Genomic DNA, 24,420 nt, shown 5'->3' with positions numbered 1-24,420 from the left:
GTTGAATCGACGACGCCGGTCCACGCCCGGGGTGCCAGGCGGCAGGCCGCGTGGCCGGTCAGTTGTTCGGCGGCCGGTCAGTCAGTCCGTCATACGGCGGGGATCGTTCCCGACATAGCTGCCTGGCGGCATCGCCGCACCGAAAACCGGCCCGGGCTGTGGACGCTTGGGGTGCCGACCGCCGTCGGCGTTCCGCTGCGTCAACCTCCGCACAACCCAAGGAAAAAGGTGCTCCCGGGCCCACACGATGTCATCCGCGCGGGCCTCGCGCCAACGGCGCTCGGGAAGCGGCCGCGGAGCCAGCGGTTCAAGGGAATGCGGGACGTTCAATGACTCCAGGACCATGATGGCGATGATGTGCTGGCCGAGCGGAGAGAAATGGAGCCGGTCCGGATCCCACATCCGGGGATCGGTGAGTTGGCGCAAAGCCCAGAGATCGGCAATCACGGCATCATGACGGGCGGCCACCACGCGGATGTTCTCGTTGAAAACAGCCACTTTGCCGCGGGTCCTGCCAAGCACCGGGGTCGCGCCCCAGTCCGGGCCGGTGAAGAGGACGATGGTGGCGCCCGTTGAGGCCAGCGTTTCCACGCCACGATCCAGTTCCAGTGCCAGCTTGTCGGGGTCGCTCCTATGAAAGAGCAGGTCGTTGCCGCCGGCGTTGAGAGTAATGAGATCGGGTTTGAGGTCCAATGCCGGACCCACTTGCTCCTCCAGGATCTGATGGAGGAGCTTCCCGCTGATCGCCAGGTTGGCATAGGCGAAATCGTGGTGGTCCGTACTCAACTCTTCAGCAACACGGTCCGCCCATCCCCGGAGTCCGCCCGGGCTGCGGGGTTCGGGGTCGCCCAGACCCTCCGTGAACGAGTCCCCCAATGCCACATAACGGCTCCACGGGTGCAGTCCAGCCCGGAAGCTACCGGAACCGTCCTGCGCCAAACCGCCGGCATCAGGAGCGTCCATCCCTCCATAGTGCGCCACATCCTGAAAATGTGTGCTGAAACGGGATTCTTTTATTCAGCTGCGGAACCTCGGTCCGCCGTCCATTTCGTGCGCTGTTGGGTACGGTAAGCCTATGGCTGCCTCACGAAAGCGATCGGACTCCAGCTCCACCCTGCTGACCGTCGTCATCRCTTTCGCGGCGAACGCCCTGGTTGCAGCGGCCAAATCAGTGGCCGCGGCGCTCACCGGGTCGGCGTCCATGACTGCTGAGGCGGCGCACTCCTGGGCCGACACCGGCAACCAGGTGTTCCTGTTCCTGGCCGAACGCCGCTCTCAACGTCCGCGCGATACGGGACATCCCATGGGTTATGGCCGCGAAGCGTACGTCTGGTCCATGTTTGCCGCTTTCGGGCTGTTCACTGCCGGCGCTGTGGTTTCCATCATGCACGGGATCCAGCAGATCATTGAGCCGGAGCCTGCGTCCGACTTCCTGATTGCGTACGTGGTTCTGGCAGTGGCCTTTGTCCTGGAAGGGTTTTCCTTCGTCCAGGCCTTCCGCCAGACCCGAAAGGCAGCCAGGAAGCTGGAACGGCGGACCTTGGAACAGGTTCTTGTCAGCTCGGATCCCACCCTGCGTGCCGTCTTTGCGGAGGATGCCGCAGCCCTGGTTGGGCTGGTGATCGCATTCACTGGCGTCTTCCTCCATCAGGTCACGGGTTCGCCCTTGCCCGATGCTGTCGGATCGATTGTCGTCGGTGTCCTGTTGGCGGTTGTTGCCGTCGTTCTGATCGACCGCAACCGTCGGTTCCTGGTAGGGCAGGGGGTCACGCCGGACATAGAACGGTCCATGGGGCGGCAGCTCCTGGAACACCGGGACATTGCACGGCTTACGTACCTCCACCTGGAATTCGTGGGCCCCCGCAAGCTCTATCTTGTAGCGGCCGTGGACTTGCAAGGCGACCACCCGGAACACGAGGTTGCCGTGGTGCTGCGCAGGATCGAGAGGGAGCTGGAGGACCACGAGACTGTGGAGGAAGCAGTGCTGACGCTTGCCACTCCGGACGAATCGTCCCTGCAGTTGTAGGAATGCCGGGTTACGACCGCCCGGTCTCCAGCAGCCGCTCCATCTGCTCACCGGCGTCACTGCCTGGTGCCGGGGTGTAAACCACAATGTGCAGGTCCGGCCGATCCGACGGCGATACCTGGTGGTGCTCCAGCTGCAGCACTCCCACTGCGGGATGGTGGAAAAGGCGCTCGCGGGACTCAAAGCCAAGGATGTCGTAGCGGTCCCAGCTTTCCTGGAATTCCGGGCTGGCCTCCTTGAGTCGTTCCACCTGATAAGCGACATCCGGATCACCCAGCCGCTGACCCGTCTCTGCACGAAATTCGGCGAGGAACCTCTTGCTGGTGACGTCCCAGTCCGGAAGCAGGTCCCGGACGTAGGGGTCGGTGAAGACGAGCCACAAAAGGTTCCTGTCGGCGGCGTCGAAAGTTCCAATGTTCGGGTACAGCGCCTCGTAGGCGCGGTTCCACCCGGCCACGCCCCAGTCCGGTGAAAGCGCATACGAGGGATTGGGATCCAAGGCGTCCAACAGGCGCTGGACATGCGCCGGTGCATCGGTGGCAACCGGACCCTTGGGAATGGCGGAGGCGTATCCGCCCAGGGAGAGCACGTAGCCGAGCCCGGTATCCGAAAGGTGCAGGGCCCGTGCGATGGACTCAAGGACCTGCCGGGAAGGGCTGATGTCCCGGCCTTGTTCGAGCCAGGTGTACCAGGTGACGCTCACCCCGGACAGGAACGCGATCTCCTCCCGGCGCAGTCCGCGCTCGCGGGACCGCCCCACCGGGGGCAGCCCGTAGTCGGAGCGCAGGGCCTGGTTGCGGCGGGTCCTGAGGTAAAGCCCCAGTTCCTTGCGCCTCTCATCTTTCACACTGACAACACTATTACTCTGGTACTTTCACTACTAGTAGCAGCACCGTCTTCCGGGGGTAACAAAACCCCAGCAGGATGGTACTTATGCCTGCACTACGCTCACGAACAGTCACCCACGGCCGCAATATGGCCGGCGCCCGCGCACTGCTGCGCGCCTCCGGCGTCGCCAACACGGACATCGGCAAGCCGATCATTGCCGTGGCAAACTCCTTCACCGAGTTCGTCCCCGGTCACACCCATCTTGCCCCCGTGGGCCGGATCGTCTCGGACGCGATCCTCGCCGCCGGCGCAGTACCGCGCGAATTCAACACCATCGCCGTCGACGACGGCATCGCCATGGGCCATTCCGGCATGCTCTACTCCCTGCCGTCCCGCGACCTGATCGCCGACTCCGTTGAGTACATGGTCAACGCACACTGCGCGGACGCCCTCGTGTGCATCTCCAACTGCGACAAGATCACTCCGGGCATGCTCATGGCAGCGCTGCGCCTGAACATCCCGGTGGTCTTCGTCTCCGGCGGTCCCATGGAGGCCGGCCGCGTGACCCTGACCGACGGTTCCGTGCGTTCCCTGGACCTGGTGAACGCCATCGCCGACGCCGTGGACGAATCCATCTCCGACGAGGACATAAACCTCATTGAAGAGAACGCCTGCCCCACCTGCGGTTCATGCTCGGGCATGTTCACGGCCAACTCCATGAACTGCCTCGCCGAGGCCATCGGCCTGGCCCTGCCGGGCAACGGCTCGGTCCTCGCGACCCACACCGCCCGCAAAGCGCTGTACGAGAAGGCCGGTGCCACCGTCGTCGAGCTCGTGAAGCGCTATTACGACGGCGACGACGACTCCGTGTTGCCGCGCTCCATCGCCACCGCTGAGGCCTTTGACAACGCCATGGCCCTGGACATCTCCATGGGCGGCTCCACCAACACCATCCTGCACCTGCTGGCTGCGGCCCAGGAAGCCGGAGTGGAGTACGGACTGGCCGAGATGGACGCCAAGTCCCGCCAGGTGCCCTGCCTGGCCAAGGTGGCCCCGAACGTCGCCGGAAACAAGACCTACTACATGGAGGACGTGCACCGCGCCGGTGGCATCCCCGCCCTGCTGGGTGAGCTGAACCGCGGCGGCCTCCTGCACAAGAACGTCCACTCAGTGCACTCCGCCGACCTCGAAGGCTGGCTGGACGACTGGGACATCCGCGGCGGCAAGGCAACGGAGGAGGCGCAGGCACTGTGGCACGCGGCCCCCGGTGGCGTCCGTTCCTCAACAGCGTTCTCGCAATCGAATGAGTGGACCTCCCTGGACACCGACGCCGAGGGTGGCTGCATCCGTTCCGTGGAGCACGCGTTCTCCAAGGACGGCGGCCTCGCTGTGCTGCGCGGCAACGTGGCGGTGGACGGTGCCGTGGTGAAGACCGCAGGCGTGGACGAGTCCATCTGGACCTTCGAGGGCCCTGCCGTTGTGTGCGAGTCGCAGGACGAAGCCGTGGAAATGATCCTGAACAAAACCATCAAGGAAGGCGACGTGGTGGTCATCCGCTACGAAGGCCCCCGCGGTGGCCCGGGCATGCAGGAAATGCTCTACCCGACGTCGTTCCTTAAGGGCCGTGGTTTGGGCAAGAAGTGCGCCCTCATCACCGACGGTCGCTTCTCCGGCGGCACCTCCGGGCTGTCGATCGGGCACATTTCCCCGGAGGCTGCCTCCGGCGGCGCCATCGCCTTGGTGGAGAACGGTGACATCATCAGCATCGATATCACCCAGCGCTCGCTCCAGTTGCAGGTTTCCGACGAGATCCTCGCCGAACGCCGCGAGAAGCTCGAAGTCAACGGCGGGTATAAGCCCAAGAACCGCGACCGCCAGGTGTCGCCGGCTCTCCGCGCCTACGCGGCCATGGCACTCTCCGCTGACAAGGGCGCCGTCCGGGACGTCTCGCTGGTGGAAAACCTCTAAGGCCTAGCGCCGCGCCTTTTGCGCCCGGGCCGCCTGCCGCCGTCGTGCTTTTACAACGCACGACGGCGGCAGGCGGCCTTTTTCTGCTTAACTGCGGTTGATGCGTTATCCACATACACAGATTGGCGTGGTTACTGGGGATTGGGGCCGTGACAGGCTTGCTTTATGGGGATCGGAGGGCAGGTGGCTGAAGGAAGGGCGGAGTCTTCATCAGACTCCGCGGTGGACTGCCTCGAAGACGGCATTGATGCCCTGGATGGTGTGAGGGCGTCGATCCTTGCTCAAGCCTCGATGTTCGATTTCGGCGAGGCGAGCGCTTTCGCCGGCAGAGTCGAGGATATTGCCCGGACCGTGGAGTACCTTCAGCTCGTCGCAGCCCGGGCCGTGGAGCGAACCCGCAAGGAAGCCGGAACTGCCGCGGTGCTCGATGACGGGTACCGGAACGCTGCAGATTTCCTCCGGGCACGGCTGCGGATCACAGCCAAGGAAGCCCGGCGTCGCCTGGCCCTTGCGGACGCCGTCCTGCCCGGCGTCGGCATTGCCGGAGAGCCGGTCCCGCCGCAGCGCGAACAGCTGGCCTTCGCTGTGGCCGACGCACTGGTATCCGGCGGCTCGGCCACCCTGATCAGCACAGCACTGGACCGCGTCCAGCTTCTGACCGATCAGGACACCATCACCAGGATGGAGAAGGACCTCACGTCCACAGCCATCCAGTCCGACACGGATTTCGTTTCCACGACGGCCCGCCGCTGGATGGATTTCATTGACCAAGACGGTGCCGAACCCACGGAAGAAGTGCTTCGGCAACTCCAAGGTGCGTTCATTCGAAAGCCACGCTTTGGCCTGAATCATCTCGAAATCTTCGCAACGGCCGAGCAATTCGAGACCCTCACCACCGTCATGAACGCCGCCACGAACCCCCGCCTCGTTGAGGGCGAGGTGCGCAACACTGGCAGTTCTGGCGGCCTGGGAGGGAAAAACGGCCCAAGCCGCATGGCTGTCCATACCACCCAGCGCGGCGCGGACACCAGGGGTCGGAGTTCAGCCGCTCAGGTCCGCACCCCAGAGGGCAGGGTAGCCGCCACCGTTCGCATGGAGCCCGCGAACGGGAGGAACCCGATTCCGGAACCGGGTCGCCGCTCCCGCGCCCAGAAACTCCTCGACGGTCTGGTCGGTGGCTGCGCGTTGGCCCTGAGAACCGGTCAGCTACCAGCCAATGGCGGTTTGAAACCCCAAGTCATGGTCACCATCGACTACCGGGATCTCTTTGACCAGCTCCAGAGCCACGCTGCCCATCACCAAACCGGCAACCCTGTGGGCAGGGGTGAAACCGACCCGGGCACAAAAGCGGCAGGCAACGGCACAACAGGCACAGGCGGCCTGCGACCCAGGCTCAGCAGCGCGGTCTCAACCTTCCAAGGACCCATCCACCCGAACGTCATCCGGAAGATCGCCTGCGACGCCGATATCCTCCCGATCCTGCTCGGCACCGAAGGCCAGGTCCTCGGAATTGGCCGGACCAGCCGGATCTTCCCGCCCCACATCCGCAAGGCCCTCCAGGCCCGCGACCAAGGATGTGCCTTCCCGGACTGCACCATGCCGGCGCCTTGGTGCGAAGCCCACCACATCACCTACTGGTCGCAAGGTGGCCCCACCAACACCGACAACGGCGTGCTCTTGTGCTCACACCATCATCACGTCATCCACAAGGAACAGTGGATGATTGCGAGCAGAAACGGCATCCCGTGGTTCATCCCGCCGGCGCACGTCGATCCCAGCCAAGCCGCCCGACGGAACCATCACCACGCACCGCTGCGGACATAGACCGCCAGCCTTCACGGCCATGGCGATCGACTGTCAAAGGCGGCCTACCGATAGAGCTCGGCCAGCAATGCAACCACAGCCTGGTGATCCTGGGGCGGGTCGTTCTTCAGCCACGCCACGTACACCGGAACCATGGGTGCGTCACGCACCGGCCGGTAGGCGACTCCCCGGCGTCGATATTGATGTGCCGTGGAGGCTGCAGTGATGCCCCGCGCGGCCCCGCTGCCGATCACGGTCAGCCAATCGTCGATGTCGTGGATAGGGATAACCTCCGGGGGCTTACCCTGCTCCGGCCATAGGTCCAGTGTTGTGCTGCCTGTGCGCAGGTCCATTGCCACGGGCAATGTGGCGATTTGCGCCAAAGACACTGACCTCCTTGGGGCCAGCGGATCGTCAGTGGACATGGCGCAGTAGCGCTTTTCCTCGCCGACGCGCTCATGCTCGACGGCGGCGGCCTGCGGGAGTCGTCGAAGGATTGCGTAATCGGTGGTTCCATCCAGCAGGCCGCCACTGGGGGTGTTGGAACGGGTGAGTTGAAGCCCGGTGTGCGGGAAGCGCAATTTCCAGCGGTGTTGGAATTCGGTTGTGTGCTCACCCAGAGCCGACCACGCGTAGCCCATGCGGATCTGCCCCGTTCCGGCCCGGGCATCCCGTTCAAGATCGGCCAGGAGCGCGATGATCCTGCGGGCCTTGCCCAGTGCGCGCTCACCGGCGGCTGTCAGCCCCACGCTGCGGGTGGTTCGCTCCACGACGCGTGTCCCCAGTGCTTGCTCAAGGGCTGCGATGCTTCGTGACACGGCGGCCTGGGACATTCGAAGCTCGATGGCGGCGTCGGTGAACGTGCCTTGCTCCACTACCGCGATAAGACAGCGCAATTGGCGCAGTTCCACGTCCATGTCCTCATCTTATTCATGCACGCAGCGCATAAATACGCCAATTCATGCATTTAGCGCCTGAACCCCCGGCGTGCAGAATCTCCTCATGGAACAGACCAACGCCGCAGCGGGCAAGGCCGGGGGAGCCGCAACCCTTGTCGCCAGTGCGCTCTCCAACCAACTGGGGGCCGCCAGCGGTTCGCTCGCTTTTCCTGTCATGGGACCTGTGGGCGTCGTTGCTGTTCGACAACTTGTGGCCGCGGCTGTCCTGCTTCCGGTCGTGCGGCCGAGGCTGCGCGAGTTGAGCTGGCACCAATGGTGGCCGGTGCTTCTCCTGGCCGTGTCGTTTGGGACCATGAACCTCGGGCTCTATGCATCCATTCAGCGCATTGGCCTGGGGCTGGCAGTGACGCTGGAGTTCCTGGGCCCGCTGGCCGTGGCCCTTGCGGGTTCCCGAGGGAAGGGAAGTGCCCTGTGCGCGCTCGCCGCCGCAGTGGGCGTTGTGGCGATCACCGGTCCGGAGGCGTCCACAGATCTTCCCGGCATCAGCCTTGGACTAATTGCCGCATGCAGTTGGGCTGCGTACATCCTCCTGAACCGGATAGTGGGCCAACGAATCCAAGGAATCCAGGGCACAGCGGCCGCCACGGGGGTGTCGGCGACCCTCTTCCTGCCGGTTGCCGTCGTAGTTTTCCTGACCCAACCCATCGATGGCTTTGCGGTGCTCTGTGCCGTGGGTGCCGGCATCATGGCTTCAGTGCTGCCATATGTGGCGGATCTGATCGCGCTGCGGAGGGTTCCGGCGAATCTATTCGGCGTGCTGATGAGCATCAACCCCGTTTTCGCGGCCGTCATCGGAGCCCTCATTCTGCGTCAGGAACTTGCACCAGCGCAGTGGGCGGGAATCGTCCTGATCGTCGGAGCCAACGCAGGAGTGCTGTTGCTGGGCCGAGTGAAACGGTAGCTACGACGGGGCATCCCCAGAGGACCCCCGCACCTGCAGCTGCGACGGAACCTGGTGCAGGCGGGCAGGAAGTTCCGGGGCTGTGAGCCGCTCAAGGATGAACTTCCCGGCTTCCACCCCCACGGCGAGATTGCCGTTGTCCACGGAGGTCAGCGACAGATGCCGGATCCTCGCGAGGTAGGTGTTGTCGTAGCCAACCAGTGAGAGATCCTCGGGCACGGACAGTCCAAGGTCGTCGGCCGCGGAGAGTGCCCCGATGCATGCGATGTCGTTGTAGGCGAAGATCGCGGTCGGCCGTTGGGGTCCGGCCAGGAGACGGCTCGCGGCAGCATAGGCACTCTCCTCGCTCACCCCGCCAGTTACCACCAAAGGTTCCAACCCGGCGTCGAGCATGGTCCGTTCGAACGATAACCGTCGCAACTTGCCGACTTCGCCCGGGCCCTGGAGATGCGCAATGCGCTGGTGCCCCAGCGAGAGCAGGTGCCCGGTCGCTTGCCGCGCGCCGGCGTCGTCGTCATTGACCACGATGTCAACGCCGGGAAGTTCCGGTTCGCGCGTCCCGGCCAGGACCACAGGGATGTTTCGTGAGGCGTTTTCGATCGCAGCCGATTCCGTGGTGGTTCCTACCACTACCAGGCCGTCGATCCGCTGCTCCAGCAGGGTTTCCACGGAACTGCGGCCCACGCGGTTGTCGGTGTAGGAGTCAGCCAGGACCGGTGAGATGCCGGCCGCGTGCAGTGCCGCGGTGAGCCCTTCCAGCAGTTCCACAAACCATGGGTTCCGGATGTCATTAAGCATCACCCCGATGGTGCCACTGCGCGGTCCGGAAAGGCGTTGGGCCAGCCGGTTGGGCCGGTAACCGAGCTGTTCCATCGCTTCGAGGACCGCGCGACGGCGACCGTCGCTGACGTTGGCAGAGCCCTGCAGGACCAGGGAGACCAAGGATTTCGAGACGCCCGCGGCGCTGGCGACATCGCGGATGGTGGGCTTGCTTCCGGGCAGGCTGGACGCGTCAGTCACGCATGTCTCCTTTCACTCCGGCAGATCCCATCCAAGCTTAGAGGGCTTGACGCCTTCGCCTCCCCACCGCCATTATGGACCGGTCCAAGTAAATTCCAAAGAGAGTCCTTGAGGATTTTTCATGATTGAACCACTTACCCGGCAACTGATAGCCGGCATGGTCGGAGGCGGCAAAGGCGCCGACATCGGCAAGACCCACCGCTTCGCCATGAGGCTTGACGGCCATTACGACCTCCAGGCCGGAATCTTCGGGCGGGATCCGAGCAGTTCCCGTGCCATCGGTGCCGCGCTCGGTGTGCCGGCGGACCGCAATTATGGGGACGTCCGCGAAATGGCTGAGGCCGAGGCCGTTCGCGAAGACGGTGTGGACGTCGTGGTGGTGGCGACGCCCAACGACAGCCACTTCGAGATCGCCCGCACGTTCCTCAGCAGCGGCATTTCTGTGGTCTGCGAGAAGCCGCTCACGCAGGACTCGGTTTCCGCCGCGGAACTCGTACGCATCGCCGCCGCCAATGACGCCATCCTTGCGGTGCCTCACTGCTATTCCGCCTACGCCATGGTTCGCCAGGCTGCCCGCATGGTCCGCAACGGGGAGCTGGGCGCCATACGCTTTGTCGACGTCGAACATGCTTCCGGGTGGGCGGCCACCCCGCTGGAAAACGAGGGCCACAAGCAGGCTTCGTGGCGCACCAATCCGGACATTGCGGGCTTCCCGAGCGTCGTGGGCGACCTCGGCACGCACGCCTTCCACCTGTTGCGCTACATCACGGGACTGGAAGCCCAGCGTCTCTCCGGCCGGCTGCAGACGTTGGTGCCAGGGCGCCGGGTCTTCGACAACGCCACCGTGGAACTCGAACTGACCGGCGATGTCCCGGCCCGCGTCTGGGCAAGCATGGCCGCCACTGGCCACAACCATGGACTCCGCATCCGCGTCTACGGGGAGAAGGGCAGCCTGGCGTGGCAGCATGAAGACCCTCATTACCTCAAGGTCCAGGATCCGGCAGGAGCCACTACCGTCCTCACACAGGGGCTCAGCACCCTGCACGACGACGCGTCCCGGCTCACCCGCGTCGGCCTCGGCCATCCGGAGGGCTTCCTTGGGGCCTTCGCAAACTTTTATTCCGACCTCGCCGAGGTCCTCCGCGCACGCCGCGACTCCACGCCGCTCCCGGAACGCGGGCTGTCTTTCCCTACCGGGATCGATGGATTGATCGGCGTCCAGTTCGTGGAAGCAGTCGCAGCCTCGCACCACGACGATTCCGCATGGATAATCCCCGCATCAGCACACCAGAAAGCAGCAGCCTGACATGATCCGCTTCGCACTCATTGGTGCCGGTTTCATCGGCACCGTCCACGCGGCAAACCTCGCAGCACATCCCGGGGTCGAGTTCCGGCTCGTTTACGACGTCGACCAGCGGCGCGCGCAAACCCTCGCCGCGGCCCACGGTGCTGCCGCCGCCGGGGTGTTGGAGGAGGTGTTCGACCCATCCCTGATCGACGCTGTCTTCATCGCCTCCTCCACCGATACACACGCCGGGCACTTGCAGCGCGCGGCCGCCGTCGGAATTGCAGCCCTGTGCGAGAAGCCGATCGACCTGGACCTGGACCGCGCCCGCGAAACCGCCACATTCGTGCAGGAATGCGGCGTCCCCGTGATGGTGGATTTCAACCGCCGGTTCGACCGCGACTACGCCGAACTCAAACGTGTGGTCGATTCCGGCGGGATCGGCACGGTGGAACTGATCCAACTCACCTCCCGTGGCCCATCCATGCCCCCGTTGTCCTACGTCGCCGTCTCCGRCGGCCAGATGCGCGACCAGACTGTCCACTTCTTCGACTTGGCCCGCTGGCTTTCCAACGTGGATCCGGTGGAAGTTTTCGCCACTGGATCAGCGTTGGCGGAACCCGGCGTGGCGGATTACGACGACGTCGACACCTCCGCCGTCACGTTGCGGCTCCCCGGAGGGGCGTTGGTCCAGATCGACAGTGTGCGCCGCACCGGTTACGGGTACGACGAACGCATCGAGGTCATGGGTTCCGAGGGAATGGTGGAAGCCAGACGACACCGGAACGGGGCAGTGTCCCGCTACTCCGGCACGTCAGTGGTGGACGACGGGCTGCACCCCGGCTGGTTCGAACGCGTGCAACCGACGTATGCCTCGGCCCTTTCGGCGTTCGTTTCCGCGCTGGAAAGCGGCGTGGCTCCCGCGCCGTCGCTGGAAGACGGGCTGAAGGCCCAAGCCATCGCCGAGGCTGCTGTGCTCTCCTTGCGCTCCGGCCGCATGGAGCCAGTCAAGTACTGACCCGGACGGGTAGCAACGGTGCAAGCAGCAGCGCGCGTTGTGGGCGGGCGGTTCCTGCGCCCATAACGCGCGCTGCTGGGACTCAGTTGGGAGAGAACGCGGCACGGAAGGCGGCCAGGGCGGCATCGCCCGCGTCTATTCCCTGGCCACCGATCGCACCGGCTTCCATGCCGACCACACCCGTATAGCCGGCCTCGTTGAGGGCCTTCGCGATCGCCGGATAGTTGATCTCGCCGGTTCCGGGTTCGAAGCGCCCGGGCACGTCGGCTACCTGGATCTCGCCGGTGAATGGCTGCGCCGCACGGACGAGCTCGATCAGGTTCCCCTCGCCGATTTGCGCGTGATACAGATCCAGCATCATCTTCACGTTGGGATGATTGACGGCCTGCACCAGGGCCAGGGTGTCCTTGGCCCTTGCCAGCGGAATGCCCGGGTGGTCCAGGATCGTGTTGAGGTTCTCCAAGGCGAACGTGATGCCGTGTTTTTCGCCCAGTTCGCCAAGTTTTTCCAGAGTCCGGAGCCCTGTCAGCCACATGTCGCCGGTTGAGCGGTGGGTGGGCCTCACGGCCCTTCCTCCTTCGCCGAGTTCGGCAGGATGGACCACCATGCGCTCCACACCCAGTTCCAGCGCAGTGGGAACCAGCTTTTCTGCCGACGCAAGGACCTCGTGGGCGTTGGCGGCGTCGATGACGCTGCCCCCGAAGTATCCGCTCATGGAGGAGAACGATGCCCCGGTGGCGGCCAAAGCCGGAATGTCCCGGCCTCGGGTGTCCCATAGCTCTACCTCGAAGCCTTGCTCGTGGATCCGACGAACCCGGTCAATCAGGGGCAGTTCGCCGTAGACCATTTCCGCGCAGACGGCCAGGCGGAAGCTCATGCGGGGACCCCGGCCGGGGCGGGCTGCGCAGCGGGCTCTGCGGCCTGCAGTTCCGCGATGTCCGAAATCTCCACGGGCAAGCCTGTTTCCGCGGACCTGAAGGCAGCCAGTGCTACGGCCAACGCGTTCCGTGCGTCCACCCCACCCGGAGCTGCCACGGGGGCCGGCGGGACGGCCGCCGTTGTGCGTTGCTCCGGGTATCCGCGGCGTGCCGCGACGTCGTCCGCGAAGGCCGCGAGCTCGGCGGTGTAGGCGTCGTGGAAGAGGTGGATGTTCAGGTGCGAAGTCTCCGTGACGATGCCTGCGGCGGTGTAGCTGGTGGCGTTGGTGGCCTGCGGTGTTCCGGCGGTGACCATGCCTGCGGAGCCGAACACTTCGCCGCGGACATCGTAGCCGTAGAGCGCATTGAAGTTCGCTTCGGCCACAGCGATGGCGCCATTGCTGTACGTGACGGTCACGACGGCGGTGTCCAGCAGGCCGCCCGACCTCGCCTCGGGCGCTACCAGGGCATCAGCGACCGCGTGGACTTTGACCGGGACGGCCCCGGGGTTGAGCCAGTTGAGGGTGTCGAAGTCGTGGATGAGGGTTTCCAGGAAGATCGTGCCTGGAGCAATGCGCTCCGCGTTGCTGATTCCGGCTTCGGTTCCGGGGTCCCGGGTGAGGGAGCGCAGCAGCTGCGGTGTGCCTACGGCGCCGTCGTCCACCAGCTTGCGGGCGGCTGCGAAATCGCTGGAGTAACGGCGGTTGAAGCCAAACCGGAGAACGACGCCGGCGCTCGCGGCGGCATCGATGGCGGCGTCGAGTTCATCGATGGTCCGCCCGCCGGGCTTTTCGCAGAAAACATCCTTGCCGGCTGACGCTGCGGCTGTGATCAGCCCGGCGTGGAAACGCATGGGAGAGGCGATGAGGACGGCATCAACCTCCGGGTCGGCCAGCACATCGGCGGCGTCCGTACTGATTTTGGCCACGCCAAGCTTGTTTGCGAGTTCTTCGACGGCGGGCAGGACGGGGTCGGCGATTGATTCCAGTCGGGCATTCGGAATGCGGCGGGCTATGGTCTCGGCGTGGAATTTGCCGATCCAGCCAGCGCCGATGACGGCGATGCGGACAGGCTGCTCTGCCTGGACCGGGTGCTGGAGATACGTCACTGGGGCTCCTCTTCAGGTTTCTAGATCGTTCTAGTCGCTCCAATGGTTGCATGCAGTGTGAGCGCGTGTCTAGATCGTTCTAGTGGGTTTCTTGGGAGGCCGTAAAGATGGCGTCGGATTCGGAGAGATGCCCAAAAAGTTGTCTAAGGGGTCCCGGACTTCAAACAAAAAACCTCTTCCCGAAAATATTCTTCGGAACTCCGCGTCATGTTTGAGGGACTCGGACTACATATCCAGTGCCCATGTCATTGACCGCGTTCCGCGCCGTTGCCCTTTTCGGCTGCGTCGCGTGTCATCGGCACAGTAGGCAGCGATGGGTGTGGCGGGTTCTGGGGCCCGCCCGGGGCGCCATCGTTGCATGAACGGGCTAGTGCGGTCGGTCGTCTGAGTCGCGACCGACCGCACGACTCGTTCGAAGCCCGGCGGTTGGATCGTTCTATAGACTGGCTCCCGAACAGAGGAGCGCCATGACGGGCAAACGGCCTACGTTGATGGACGTAGCGGAAGCAGCAGGTGTTTCACGCGCCCTCGTTTCCATCGTCATGCGGGATGTTCCAGGCGCATCGGACGCCACCCGGGCAAAAGTGCAGGAAGCTGCCCGGGCACTTGGCTACAGGCCGGACAGTCGTGCCCGCCTCCTCCGAAGCAGCCGCACGAGGCTCCTTGGCGTCAGTTTCTCCACTGCCCATGCTTTTCACGCCGAAATCGTTGATGCCGCCTACGCCGGAGCCACACTGCGGGGCTACGATATCGCGCTCAGTGCGGTGGCCAACGGACGGTCCGAAGAACGTGCAGCGGACTCGCTGCTGGATCTCGGATGCGAAGCCCTGATCATGATTTCCCCGACCCTCGAAGAACAGCAGTTGGCCGAATACGCGGCCCGGGTGCCTGTAGTCAGCCTGCTCCGGGACGACGTTGGGGACTCCGTGGACTCCGTGAGCAGCGACGACCGGGCCGGCATGCACCTCGCGATCGAGCACTTGACCTCGATGGGCCACCGCAGCATAGCCCACGTTGACGGCGGTGCGGCCATCTCCGGTCCGCAGCGCAGGGCGGCCTTCCGGGAAGAAATGGAGCGCCGCGGACTGGATGGCCGCGTAGTCCCGGGTGGCCCCACGGAAGAAGACGGTTTGCGCGCCGGACGGAAGCTGCAGGAGGAGCTGCCCACCGCCGTCGTGGCTTTCAACGACCGCTGCGCCCTGGGCGTCTGGGAGAGCTTCAGGGCTGCTGGCCTTCGCGTGCCGGAAGACGTGTCCGTCCTTGGCTACGACGACAGTCAATTTGCACGCCTCAGCTACGTCCAGCTGTCCTCCGTCAGCCAGGACGCACCGCTCCTTGCGCAGGCCGCAGTGGACCGCGCCGTCGACCGTTTGGAGGGGACGACGCCGGCCACCCACCTGGTGCGGACACCGCACCTGGTGGCGCGCCGCACCACAGGGCCCGTGCCTGGGTAAGGCCTGCGGAAGGACCGGGCTACCGCGCTAAACGGAGTCGGACTGTGAGTCCGCGGATTCGGAAACGGCCGGCGTCAAGGGATTGTCGATCTCGTCAGTCATCATGCGCGCTGCGAAGACGGCCACGAATGCCATGAACGGGCACACCAGTCCGGCCACCAGGAAGATCAGCCAGATGGGGACCACCTCGGCCACGGGCCCGGCGAGGGCCATGGACACAGGCATCAGGGCCAGGGAGACAAAAAAGTCCAGGCTCGAAATCCGGCCCAGTAAATGCCGTGGGACCCTTCGCTGCAGGAGTGTGCCCCAGATGACCGTTCCCATGCCCTCGGTGACTCCGAAGATCAGCATGGCACCTCCGAGCAGCCACACGCTGTCCATAAAACCAATGGCTGCGACGGGCAGGCTTCCGAGGCCCCATGTCACTACCATCACTGTCAGGTAGCGGCGGGGGAGGGGGAAAGAAGCGGTGGCCAGTGCGGCGACGGCACTCCCCACGCCCATGACCGCCAGCAAGAAACCAAACATCCTTGAATCGCCACCGAGCTGGTCCCGGACGACGAAGGGCAGCAGGACCTCAATCGGCCCGATCAGGAACAACACGGACAGGCACGCCCACAGCAGTGTCCACAGCAGCCAGGGGGTGCGGACGGTGTAGCTGAACCCTTCTCGGAGGTCCCTCAGGAAGGACCTCCCAGCCGACGCGTCGGAGAACGCACCGCCGGCATCGGGGCCGCCCAAAGTACGTCTGTTGAGGAAGTTCAGGATCCCGAAGGCCAGGAAATGGCATGCAGCAACCCCGGCAACGGCGTGCGCCGGTGAAAATGCCGCCACCAGGATGCCCGCAATCGCCGGACCGGCCGCTTGCTGGAGGATCGGCCGGACGGTGCCTTCCATCCCGTTGGCCGCGAGGAGGTCCTCTGCCGGCAGGATGCGCGGAAGGATCGCCGAATATGCCGGAAAGAAAAAGGCCTGCCCCACGCCCAGGACGAACGCACCGAGGGCCAGATGCCAGAGTTGCAGGACATTGAGCATCGCCAGCAACGTCACCGTGGCGATCACAGCCAGATTGGCCCCCTCCACGCCGATGATGAGCAGCCGCTGGGGAAAGCGGTCGGCGGCGATGCCACCTGCCAGCACAAATCCCACCAGTCCGATGCTGGCGGCGGTGGCCACCAACGACAATTCCAGCGGGCCGCCTCCCAGATGGATGACCTCGTAGACCATCGCCACGGCCCACATGCCGGATCCGAAAATGGAAATCGACAAAGCAGAGATCAACACCCGGAATTCCCGGTGTGCAAAGGGGCGCAGCGCTCTCAGGGCGGCCATTTCACCAGCCTAAACCTGTGTCGGGACGCTGCGTAAGGCGGTCCAGCCGCCGGCGAGGGGAGACGTCAGGTCAAGAAGCGCCCGACGGCGGGACGTCGTCGTCGATGTCCGGACCCTCCGCCGGCTCCTGGCTGTGCAGGCCGGTGTCGTGCGGAACCCAGCCTTCGGTTTCACCCTCTGCCGGGGCGTCGGTGTGGTGCCGGTCGAGGTGCTCGTTCTTGTCCGGGGCGGTCATGACGGATACTCCCTGTCCTTCTTGGACTGCTTCCGTGAGTGAACTCAGTCTACGCCGCGGAAGGCTGAAAACGGGGTCCGCTCTGCGCGGAATAGTATCCACAAACGGCACAAAACGGCCCATGCGACGTTGGAGTGTGGCATAGGCTGAAACCATCAGTTCCCTGAACAATCAGAGCTGCCAAGGAGAGGTGAACATGCCCAAGCGACCCAACCCGGCGGTGAAAATCGCCCAGGAGACAGCACACAACGCAGTCTTCGATGCCGAAGGCAACACCAAGCAAGGAGTGCACAACGTGCTCCTGAAGGCAGTGGAGGTCCAGCGTCCCCTGGTCCTGGCGAACCTTCGCAGGCTTCAGCGAAGGCACCCCAACGATTCCCCGGCGCAGCTTGCCGCCAAACTCGAGCGCCACTACCTGTTCGCCATTTCAGGTGGCGGTGCAGCGGTGGGCGCCACCGCCGTCGTGCCTGGAATTGGAACTGCAGCATCGCTGGGACTCTCAGCCCTGGCGACCGCGGGTTTCCTGGAAACCACCGCGCTGTACGCGTCGTCCTTGGCAGAACTCCATGGCATCCGGCTCACTGACCCTGTCCGGGCCCAGACTATGGTCATGGCCATCATGTTGGGTGAAGAAGGCACATCCATGCTCGGCGCGCTCAGCGGGCATTCACTGGGACGGGGAATGGGCGTCACAAATGCCTGGGGGAAAACCCTGACCAAGAAGATCCCGGGCAGCGGCTTTGGAGTCGTCCGGGACGCCATCCAGCGGGCGTTCCTCAAGAACCTGATAAAGCGGCAAGGGTCTGCGTTCCTTGGCCGCGCACTGCCGTTTGGCATTGGCGCAGTGGTGGGCGGTGCCGGAAACATGATGATGGGGCGGGCCGTTGTGTCAACTGCCAAGGAAGCATTTGGCCCCTTGCCGGACACCATTCCAGGGGAACTGCTTCCCAACGCACCCAAAAACATTGCCGGGAAATCGACCCCTGCGGACAACCCGATACTGGAAGGCGGCAATAGTGGATCTGAACGCTGATCTGGGGGAGTCTTTCGGCTCCTGGACCATGGGCGACGACGCCTCGATGTTCCGCATCGTGAGCAGCGCGAATGTCGCTTGCGGATTCCATGCCGGCGACCCCCTCACCATGCTGGACAGCTGCCGTGCGGCGTTTGAACTCGATGTTCGCGTAGGAGCGCACGTCGGATACCGGGACCTGGCAGGGTTTGGCCGGCGTTCCCTGGACATGACCTTCGACGAACTGTTCGGCGATGTGCTGTACCAGCTGGGAGCCCTGGACGGCATGGCCCACGCGGTAGGAGCCTCGGTGGACTACGTGAAGCCGCATGGCGCCCTGTACAACAGAATCGTCCGGGACGCCGAGCAGGCCGAGGCCGTGGTCGCGGCCGTCCACGCCTACGATCCCGGGCTTCCCGTATTGGGCCTGCCGGACTCGGCCTGGATCACCCTGGCCGAGGAAGCAGGACACCCTGTCTTCCGCGAAGCGTTCGTGGACCGGGCGTACTTGCCGGACGGAACGCTGGTTCCCCGCACGCAGGAAGGCGCCGTGCTGCACGACACCGCTGCAGTCGTGGCACAGGCCGTGCGGCTGGCAACACGTCGGGAAGTAGTGGCCATTGACGGCTCGGTTGTGCCTGTCCAAGCGGATTCGCTGTGCATCCACGGCGATACGCCGGGAGCGGTAACGATGGCGACCGCGGTTCGCGAGGGCCTTGAAAGCGCCGGCGTGGGCATTGAGGCGTTCGCCTGATTCTGGTTGGACGGCAGAATTCATGGGTTGGGAGGTTGCATGGGCGCAGTAGTGGTGGATCCCGGGTCCTCAAGCCTGGTGCTTGAGCCGGAGCATGTCCTGGACCGCGCGTCCATGAACCTTGCCAACGCCTTGTTGGGTAATTCCGCCACAGCGCCCGGTCTGGAGGTGCTGGTGGGTGGGCTCAAACTCCGCTTCGTGACAGGCTCCGCCGTTGCAGTGACTGGTGCCGAGGGCGTCGTGACCCTCAACGGCGAAGAGCTGCCGCTGAACAAGCCCGTCCGGGTGGCTCCCGGAGCAGTGCTGTCCTTCGGTCCGGCCAAGTTCGGAATCCGGTACTACGTTGCCGTGCAGGGCGGATTCACGGGCCGCGGGGCACTCCAAGCCGGTGCCGCACTGTCATTTGGCAAGGCACAGGGACATGGTTTCCCACAGATCCACCAGACAGCCCGCCGCGCTTTGGATCCGGAACGGCCGGTGGTCGCCCGGATCAGCCGCGGAGCCCGCGTCCCCAACTACGACGCCGGGTTGTGGCATCGCCTGACCACGGAACCGTGGATTCTCTCGCCTGAGTCGGACCGGGTCGGTGCGCGGCTGGCGGGCCGGCCACTCGAGGTGGCTTCGGCTCCGGCACCCGAGGCCCAACCGTTGACGGCAGGCTCGGTGGTGTTGCCGGCGTCGGGCCTTCCGGTGATTGCACTTGCCGACCGGCCCGCCACCGCTAAGTCCCCTGTTATTGCCGTCGTGCGGGATGAGGATATTGACCTGATAGGCCAAGCCAGACCGGGGCAGATGGTGCATCTGCTGGGTTAGCGGATCGGGGCCCCGGTGACGAGACACCCAACAACGTGCCCGAGCGTCAGTCCTTCTTCACTTGCTGGGCCAGCATGACGAGGATGCCGCTGGGCCCACGGAGGTACGTCAATTTGTAGATGTCCTGGTAGTTGGCAACACCGCGTAAAGGGGTGCATCCGTGCTTGGCCGCGATTTCGAGGGAGGCATCGATGTCGTCAACGGAGAAGGCGACCCGGTGCATGCCGATCTCGTTGGGAAGGGTCGGGCTCGTTTCGATCGCATCCGGGTGGAGGTATTCGAAAAGCTCCAACTGGCCATGGCCGTCGGGGGTTTGGAGTACCGCGATCTTGGCGTGGTTGCCGTCGAGCCCCACGGCGGTGTCGGCCCATTCGCCGCTGACCGTGTCGCGGCCCAACACTGTGAGGCCAAGGTCGGTGAAGAACGCGATTGTTGCTTCAAGATCCCGGACGGCAATCCCGACGTTTTCAAGTTTGATAGGCATGCGTTGAACGTACCAAGGCACGCTGGATAGCTCCAGAGCCGCCATTCAGGCCGAAGGGTCCTTAGCCGAAGAGCAAATGGGCCACGGTGAAGATCGCCAGGCCAGCCAGCGCGCCCACAACGGTTCCATTGATGCGGATGTACTGAAGGTCCTTGCCCACCTGGAGTTCGATCTTCTGCGAGGTTTCCTCGGCATCCCACCGCGCCACGGTGTCCGAAATGACGCCTGCTATGTCTGAGCGGTACGTGTTCACCAGGTAAGCGGCGGCGTCGCCGATCCACGTGTTGACCTTGCCCGCCAGTTCGTCGTCGTTGACCAGGCGCGTACCGAAGTCGCGCACGGCGCTCTTGAAGCGCTGGCTCAGTTCGCTGTCGGGATCGTCGACGGCGTTGAGCAGTGCCGTCTTGACCGTCCCCCACGTGCGGGAGGCAAGTTCGCGGACCTCGGGGTCACCCAGGATCTGCGCCTTGATGCTCTCCGCCCGTTCTATCATTGCCGGATCATGCTGGAGATCCTGGGCAAGGTCGGTGAGGTACGCGTCGATCGACTGGCGGACCTGGTGATTCTGGTCGGCCTGGACTGCGCGGACAAACTTGGAAAGTTCCACGTGCACGCGGTCTCCCACCAGCCCGTCAACGAAGGTCGGCACCCACAGGGGCGAGCGGTCCGACACCAGCCGGTTCACAGTTGAATGGTTGGCATCAACCCAGTCTGCGGCGCGGTCAACCAGCAGGTCCACCAGCGTGTGGTGGTGTCCATCAGCGAAGATCCTTTCCGCCATCCGGCCCACGGGCGGCCCCCACGGGGGAGTGAGGAGGTGCTTGCGGACCATTCCTTCGATGACCGCCTGCACGTCGTCGTCGTTGAGGACCTTAAACGCGCCGCGGATCACCGCGCCGCCCTCTTTGGCCACGCGTTCGGCGCCGCCGGGAGCGGACAACCAGTGCCCGGCTTTACGGGCGATATCGATGCTCGCCAGTTTCTCCTGCACAACCTCCTGTGAAAGGAAGTTGCTCTCCACGAACTCACTGAGCGATTCGCCGATCTGGTCCTTGCGCCGCGGAATGATGGCCGTGTGCGGAATCCGCAGGCCCATTGGGTACTTGAAGAGCGCGGTCACGGCAAACCAGTCCGCCAAAGCACCCACCATGCCGCCTTCGGCCGCAGCACGCACATATTCCAGCCACGGATATTGCTTCTGGAACGCGAAAGCGACCGTGAAAATCACTGCCATGGCAATGAGGAGGGCCAGCGCCAAGCGCTTCATCCGCAGCAGCGCGGCTGCCTTTTCCCTTTCACCAGCGGAAAGATCGACGACGGCGGTACGTCCGCGCGTCGTCGTCGAACTTGGCTGCGTGGGCAGTGGGTCCGGGGTGGTGACGTCTTCAGTTGGGATTCGCTCAGAGTTCACCTGCATTAGCCCAGCGTAGCCCCCGTTGGGACGGCGGTGTGGGCTACCGTGTCTGCATGACTAGCGACGACTTCGCCCCGTTCCGCCCGAAGGTCTACGCCCACCGGGGTGCCAGTGCCGCGTTCGCCGAGCACACCCGTGCGGCGTACTTGAAGGCCATCGCCGACGGCGCCGACGGTGTGGAGTGCGACGTCCACCTGACCCGTGACCAACACGTGGTCCTCCTGCATGACGCCAACCTCGACCGCACCTCCACAGGCACGGGACCTGTCTCGGAACACACCCTGGAGGAGCTCAGGTCCTTGGACTTCTCTTCCTGGAAAGGCGCGCGCATTCCGGACGCCTATGGGGGAGTGGCAGACCAGTTCCTTACCCTGCCGGAACTGCTGGACATCCTCCGGGGAGCGGGACGGGAAATTGGTCTGGCAATCGAACTCAAGCATCCCAGTCCTTACGGGCTCAAGCTTGAGGAGCGGGTCATCGCAGTCCTGGAGCAGGAAGGCTGGTCCGCCGAAGAATCACGGCTGGAGAATATACAAATCTCGTTCATGAGCTTTGACTCCGACTCCGTGCAGCGGTTGCTCCAATCGGTTCCAGGGCGCCACATTTGCCAGTTGGTGGATGACTTCACAGTGCAGGAAATACGGCAGGAACTCGGGCTGGGCTTCCTTACCGGCGGTGCCGTGGCCAATGTCATGAAAGCAGCCCAGGAGGATGCCGAACGTGTCCTGGACGAAGGACAGGTGGGCATCGCCGGTCCGGGGATCGACTATGTGCGCGAGCACGCACGGAACGTTCAGCGCTGGTTGGAAGCCGGGCGCACGTTCAGGGTGTGGACTGTGGACTCCGAAAAGGATGTTGCCCTGTGCCAAGGCCTCGGCATCCAGGAGATCACCACCAACAAGCCGGCGCAGGTACTCGCCCAGTTGATGGTGTCCAACTAGACCGGCGTAGCTCCGGCTTTGGGGGCCACTCCGCTTGTGATTGAGTGGTCTCATGCCTTTTCGCTGGTCAGCCCAAGCAACCCGTACGACTTCCGCAGTCGCCCTGAGCGCACTGCTCCTGACCAGCGCTGTGAAGCACTTCCGCACGCCTTCGTTCTACAAGCCTGTGGTGCCGGACTACCTGTGCCGCAAGGATGAGCCGGGGAGCCGCCCGAACGGCCCCCTGGCAGTTATGTCCCGCGAGGAATGGATTGCGTCTTCCGGCCTGCTGGAGGCCGCAGTCGCCGTCGGACTGCTGGTCCCTGCCACGCGCAAGGTTGCCGCCGACGCGACTACCGCCATGTTCACTGCATTCCTTGCAGGACATATTGATGCCTTGCGTCGAGCCTACGGTCCGACTGGCACGAAGAAAGAGCGCCGTATCCACACACTCCGCCTGCCGCTGCAACTTCCCCTCATCCTTTGGTCGTGGAGTCTCCGGAAATGAGTGGCGGTTCCGCTCCCGCGAAGCTGAAGGAGTCACCGGCCTTCAAGATCGCGCTGTCCCTGAGCATTGCGACGGGCTTGTATGGCGTATCTTTCGGGGCCCTCTCCGTGGCATCAGGTTTTGATTTCTGGCAAACCATGGTCTTGAGCCTTCTGCTGTTCAGCGGTGGATCCCAGTTTGCGTTCATCGGCGTGGTGGCGGGTGGAGGCTCAGGTGTTGCCGCGATGACTGCCAGCGCCCTGCTGGGGTTGCGCAACGGAATCTACGGAATGCAGATCAACGCCATGCTGCGTCCACGGGGCTGGAAGCGTTACGTCTCCGCCCACATCACCATTGACGAATCGACTGCCACAGCTTCCGGCCAGTCCGATCCCGGCGAACAAGCCCGCGGGTTCTGGACCGCGGGTATTGGCATATTCATCTTGTGGAATATCTTCACGGCGGTTGGAGCCTTGGCAGGCGATGCCATGGGCGACCCGAAGCAGTGGGGTTTGGATGGTGCTGCCGTTGCGGCTTTCCTGGCGCTTCTGTGGCCCCGGCTCAAAGGGCGCCAACCCTGGGCGATTGCCGCAGCATGCGCCTTGGCTACAGTGCTGGCTGTGCCCTTCGTGCCGTCCGGCGTCCCTATTCTCGTTGCGGCCGTGGTGGCAGGCGTGATCGGCTGGTTCAGCCACTCGCGCATGGATGAAGGGCTTGAGCCGGATCTGGATCCCTACGCGGAGACTCGCCGGCGAGATAAGAATCAGCACAGCAAAGATCATCACGGAAATGGGGGTGCGGAGTGAACCTCTGGCTGTGGATCCTCATCGCCTGCGCCTTGGCTTATCTCACCAAACTGGTGGGCTACTTTGTGCCCGCCAAGCTGTTGGACAACCCCCGCATCATGCACGTGGCCGGAACCATGACCATCGGGCTGCTCGCCTCCCTCACGGTGGTGAACGCTGTGGCGTCCGGCCAGGGCCTGGTTCTCGACGCGCGGATCGGCGCCCTGGTGGCTGCCGCCGTCGCACTACTGCTTCGTGCGCCGTTCCTGGTTGTTGTCATTTCGGGCGCAGCAGCCGCTGCATTGCTGCGGCTGCTGGGCTGGGGCTAGCGGTACTGCTGGTCCGCTGGGTATTGTCCGGGATGACCCTGGACAGGCGGCTGTCCGTAACCCGGTACTTGGCCGTAGCCCTGCTGCTGGCCGTAAACCGGGGGATATGCCGGCGGGTACGCCATGAACTGTCGGCCGGCTGCCGGTCCGAGGTATTGAGCTGAGCCGTACGAAAGCATGGGCACGAAGACCACCGGAAGCAGGACAAGCCCCACCGTGTAGCCGGCGTCTTTCCCGAAGCTCTTGGCGAGGTCGTTCAGGGCCACGATGCTGAAGTAGATCCCGGCGAACGGGATGAGGAACAGCAAGTACCAGTACCAGGGGCGCCCGGCGATCTCGAGCAGTTTGATCCCGTTGTAGACAGGGACGAAGGCGGCCCAGGCCGGTCGGCCGGACTTGGTGAAGATTCCCATGTAGAGCACACCAACGATCGCGAAGATCACGGCGAAGTAGATCAGCATGAACAGCAGGGCGAGGCCGGCCGTGCCAGCGGATCCTGCTCCGCTGGAAGAGTATGAGCTCAGGGGAATATTCATACGGTAGACGATACGGTCACGTCTTCGGCCCC

25 protein-coding genes are annotated in these 24,420 nt (G+C 64.3%); 14 read left to right on the top strand and 11 right to left on the bottom strand.

Annotated elements, in window-relative coordinates; all coding sequences use genetic code 11:
- Positions 1 to 81: 81 nt before the first annotated feature.
- On the bottom strand, positions 82 to 963 hold the full coding sequence (locus tag AB4Y81_RS15110) for an SGNH/GDSL hydrolase family protein (protein ID WP_018778906.1): 882 nt from the start codon (positions 961 to 963) through the stop codon (positions 82 to 84).
- Between the two features lie 112 nt (positions 964 to 1,075).
- On the opposite strand from AB4Y81_RS15110, the gene AB4Y81_RS15105 reads away from it, so the two are divergent.
- Positions 1,076 to 2,026 (top strand): cation diffusion facilitator family transporter, encoded by a 951-nt coding sequence (locus tag AB4Y81_RS15105; protein ID WP_441996187.1) that lies wholly within the window; start codon positions 1,076 to 1,078, stop codon positions 2,024 to 2,026.
- A gap of 10 nt (positions 2,027 to 2,036) precedes the next feature.
- Here the strand turns inward: AB4Y81_RS15105 and AB4Y81_RS15100 are convergent, their stop codons facing one another.
- Positions 2,037 to 2,873: a helix-turn-helix transcriptional regulator gene (locus AB4Y81_RS15100; RefSeq protein WP_441996186.1), complete on the bottom strand. Its 837-nt coding sequence runs from the start codon at positions 2,871 to 2,873 to the stop codon at positions 2,037 to 2,039.
- An 86-nt stretch (positions 2,874 to 2,959) separates the two neighbouring features.
- Between AB4Y81_RS15100 and ilvD the strand changes: the two genes are divergently transcribed.
- Together ilvD and AB4Y81_RS15090 are read left to right on the top strand one after the other, a co-directional pair.
- The gene (ilvD, locus tag AB4Y81_RS15095; protein WP_079582355.1) at positions 2,960 to 4,822 is read left to right on the top strand and encodes a dihydroxy-acid dehydratase; all 1,863 of its coding nucleotides are present in this window, start codon (positions 2,960 to 2,962) and stop codon (positions 4,820 to 4,822) included.
- A 165-nt stretch (positions 4,823 to 4,987) separates the two neighbouring features.
- Positions 4,988 to 6,646, top strand: coding sequence for a DUF222 domain-containing protein (locus tag AB4Y81_RS15090; RefSeq protein WP_441996185.1), 1,659 nt, complete (start codon positions 4,988 to 4,990; stop codon positions 6,644 to 6,646).
- A 44-nt stretch (positions 6,647 to 6,690) separates the two neighbouring features.
- Here AB4Y81_RS15090 and AB4Y81_RS15085 read toward each other — a convergent pair whose 3' ends face one another.
- Complete coding sequence (locus tag AB4Y81_RS15085; protein WP_441996184.1) at positions 6,691 to 7,542, bottom strand: LysR family transcriptional regulator; 852 nt, start codon at positions 7,540 to 7,542, stop codon at positions 6,691 to 6,693.
- Between the two features lie 85 nt (positions 7,543 to 7,627).
- On the opposite strand from AB4Y81_RS15085, the gene AB4Y81_RS15080 reads away from it, so the two are divergent.
- The gene (locus AB4Y81_RS15080; RefSeq protein WP_039239372.1) at positions 7,628 to 8,485 is read left to right on the top strand and encodes an EamA family transporter; all 858 of its coding nucleotides are present in this window, start codon (positions 7,628 to 7,630) and stop codon (positions 8,483 to 8,485) included.
- Here AB4Y81_RS15080 and AB4Y81_RS15075 read toward each other — a convergent pair whose 3' ends face one another.
- Positions 8,486 to 9,505, bottom strand: coding sequence for a LacI family DNA-binding transcriptional regulator (locus AB4Y81_RS15075; RefSeq protein ID WP_441996183.1), 1,020 nt, complete (start codon positions 9,503 to 9,505; stop codon positions 8,486 to 8,488).
- Positions 9,506 to 9,626: 121 nt separating this feature from the next.
- Here AB4Y81_RS15075 and AB4Y81_RS15070 point away from each other — a divergent pair, with 121 nt between their 5' ends.
- Both AB4Y81_RS15070 and AB4Y81_RS15065 read left to right on the top strand, forming a co-directional pair.
- Entirely contained in the window at positions 9,627 to 10,811 is a 1,185-nt protein-coding gene (locus tag AB4Y81_RS15070; protein WP_441996182.1) for a Gfo/Idh/MocA family protein, read from the top strand.
- A 1-nt stretch (position 10,812) separates the two neighbouring features.
- A complete protein-coding gene (locus AB4Y81_RS15065) occupies positions 10,813 to 11,808 on the top strand; it encodes a Gfo/Idh/MocA family protein (protein ID WP_441996181.1) in 996 nt (331 codons plus the stop codon).
- 82 nt (positions 11,809 to 11,890) lie between these two features.
- On the opposite strand, the gene AB4Y81_RS15060 is transcribed toward AB4Y81_RS15065, so the two are convergent.
- Both AB4Y81_RS15060 and AB4Y81_RS15055 read right to left on the bottom strand, forming a co-directional pair.
- Positions 11,891 to 12,685: a TIM barrel protein gene (locus tag AB4Y81_RS15060; protein ID WP_193590730.1), complete on the bottom strand. Its 795-nt coding sequence runs from the start codon at positions 12,683 to 12,685 to the stop codon at positions 11,891 to 11,893.
- The gene (locus AB4Y81_RS15055) at positions 12,682 to 13,833 is read right to left on the bottom strand and encodes a Gfo/Idh/MocA family oxidoreductase (protein ID WP_441996180.1); all 1,152 of its coding nucleotides are present in this window, start codon (positions 13,831 to 13,833) and stop codon (positions 12,682 to 12,684) included. The genes AB4Y81_RS15060 and AB4Y81_RS15055 overlap by 4 nt, the downstream gene beginning before the upstream one ends.
- 467 nt (positions 13,834 to 14,300) lie before the next feature.
- Here AB4Y81_RS15055 and AB4Y81_RS15050 point away from each other — a divergent pair, with 467 nt between their 5' ends.
- Complete coding sequence (locus AB4Y81_RS15050; RefSeq protein ID WP_441996179.1) at positions 14,301 to 15,287, top strand: LacI family DNA-binding transcriptional regulator; 987 nt, start codon at positions 14,301 to 14,303, stop codon at positions 15,285 to 15,287.
- A gap of 27 nt (positions 15,288 to 15,314) precedes the next feature.
- Here the strand turns inward: AB4Y81_RS15050 and AB4Y81_RS15045 are convergent, their stop codons facing one another.
- Positions 15,315 to 16,619, bottom strand: coding sequence for an MFS transporter (locus AB4Y81_RS15045; protein WP_441996178.1), 1,305 nt, complete (start codon positions 16,617 to 16,619; stop codon positions 15,315 to 15,317).
- Positions 16,620 to 16,689: 70 nt separating this feature from the next.
- On the bottom strand, positions 16,690 to 16,854 hold the full coding sequence (locus AB4Y81_RS15040) for a hypothetical protein (RefSeq protein ID WP_018778892.1): 165 nt from the start codon (positions 16,852 to 16,854) through the stop codon (positions 16,690 to 16,692).
- A 196-nt stretch (positions 16,855 to 17,050) separates the two neighbouring features.
- Here AB4Y81_RS15040 and AB4Y81_RS15035 point away from each other — a divergent pair, with 196 nt between their 5' ends.
- From AB4Y81_RS15035 to AB4Y81_RS15025, 3 genes are read left to right on the top strand one after another with little or no spacing between them, the layout of a single operon-like run.
- A complete protein-coding gene (locus AB4Y81_RS15035) occupies positions 17,051 to 17,887 on the top strand; it encodes a hypothetical protein (protein WP_441996177.1) in 837 nt (278 codons plus the stop codon).
- Positions 17,871 to 18,620 carry a LamB/YcsF family protein gene (locus AB4Y81_RS15030; protein ID WP_018778890.1) on the top strand — a complete coding sequence of 250 codons (750 nt, stop codon included), beginning with the start codon at positions 17,871 to 17,873 and terminating at the stop codon, positions 18,618 to 18,620. Before AB4Y81_RS15035 ends, AB4Y81_RS15030 begins: the two co-directional genes overlap by 17 nt.
- A 39-nt stretch (positions 18,621 to 18,659) precedes the next feature.
- On the top strand, positions 18,660 to 19,433 hold the full coding sequence (locus tag AB4Y81_RS15025) for a biotin-dependent carboxyltransferase family protein (RefSeq protein WP_441996176.1): 774 nt from the start codon (positions 18,660 to 18,662) through the stop codon (positions 19,431 to 19,433).
- Positions 19,434 to 19,479: 46 nt separating this feature from the next.
- Here the strand turns inward: AB4Y81_RS15025 and AB4Y81_RS15020 are convergent, their stop codons facing one another.
- Both AB4Y81_RS15020 and AB4Y81_RS15015 read right to left on the bottom strand, forming a co-directional pair.
- Entirely contained in the window at positions 19,480 to 19,917 is a 438-nt protein-coding gene (locus AB4Y81_RS15020; RefSeq protein ID WP_018778888.1) for a VOC family protein, read from the bottom strand.
- Between the two features lie 61 nt (positions 19,918 to 19,978).
- Positions 19,979 to 21,334 (bottom strand): DUF445 domain-containing protein, encoded by a 1,356-nt coding sequence (locus AB4Y81_RS15015; protein ID WP_441996175.1) that lies wholly within the window; start codon positions 21,332 to 21,334, stop codon positions 19,979 to 19,981.
- Between the two features lie 50 nt (positions 21,335 to 21,384).
- Here AB4Y81_RS15015 and AB4Y81_RS15010 point away from each other — a divergent pair, with 50 nt between their 5' ends.
- From AB4Y81_RS15010 to AB4Y81_RS14995, 4 genes are read left to right on the top strand one after another with little or no spacing between them, the layout of a single operon-like run.
- A complete protein-coding gene (locus AB4Y81_RS15010) occupies positions 21,385 to 22,272 on the top strand; it encodes a glycerophosphodiester phosphodiesterase (RefSeq protein ID WP_275777527.1) in 888 nt (295 codons plus the stop codon).
- A 52-nt stretch (positions 22,273 to 22,324) separates the two neighbouring features.
- The gene (locus tag AB4Y81_RS15005; RefSeq protein WP_018778885.1) at positions 22,325 to 22,759 is read left to right on the top strand and encodes a DoxX family protein; all 435 of its coding nucleotides are present in this window, start codon (positions 22,325 to 22,327) and stop codon (positions 22,757 to 22,759) included.
- Positions 22,756 to 23,544, top strand: coding sequence for an AzlC family ABC transporter permease (locus AB4Y81_RS15000; protein WP_441996174.1), 789 nt, complete (start codon positions 22,756 to 22,758; stop codon positions 23,542 to 23,544). Before AB4Y81_RS15005 ends, AB4Y81_RS15000 begins: the two co-directional genes overlap by 4 nt.
- Positions 23,541 to 23,852, top strand: a complete 312-nt coding sequence (locus AB4Y81_RS14995) for an AzlD domain-containing protein (RefSeq protein ID WP_018778883.1) — start codon at positions 23,541 to 23,543, stop codon at positions 23,850 to 23,852. The genes AB4Y81_RS15000 and AB4Y81_RS14995 overlap by 4 nt, the downstream gene beginning before the upstream one ends.
- On the opposite strand, the gene AB4Y81_RS14990 is transcribed toward AB4Y81_RS14995, so the two are convergent.
- Positions 23,849 to 24,388 (bottom strand): DUF5684 domain-containing protein, encoded by a 540-nt coding sequence (locus AB4Y81_RS14990; protein WP_416429853.1) that lies wholly within the window; start codon positions 24,386 to 24,388, stop codon positions 23,849 to 23,851. The two genes, AB4Y81_RS14995 and AB4Y81_RS14990, sit on opposite strands and share 4 nt — an antisense overlap.
- Positions 24,389 to 24,420: the final 32 nt, after the last annotated feature.

Source organism: Paenarthrobacter sp. TAF1 (genome assembly GCF_052113825.1).
GTDB classification, from domain to species: Bacteria; Actinomycetota; Actinomycetes; order Actinomycetales; family Micrococcaceae; genus Arthrobacter; species Arthrobacter nicotinovorans.
Note: the sequence above shows the minus strand (reverse complement) of the source record. Positions and strands in the feature narration are given on the sequence as shown.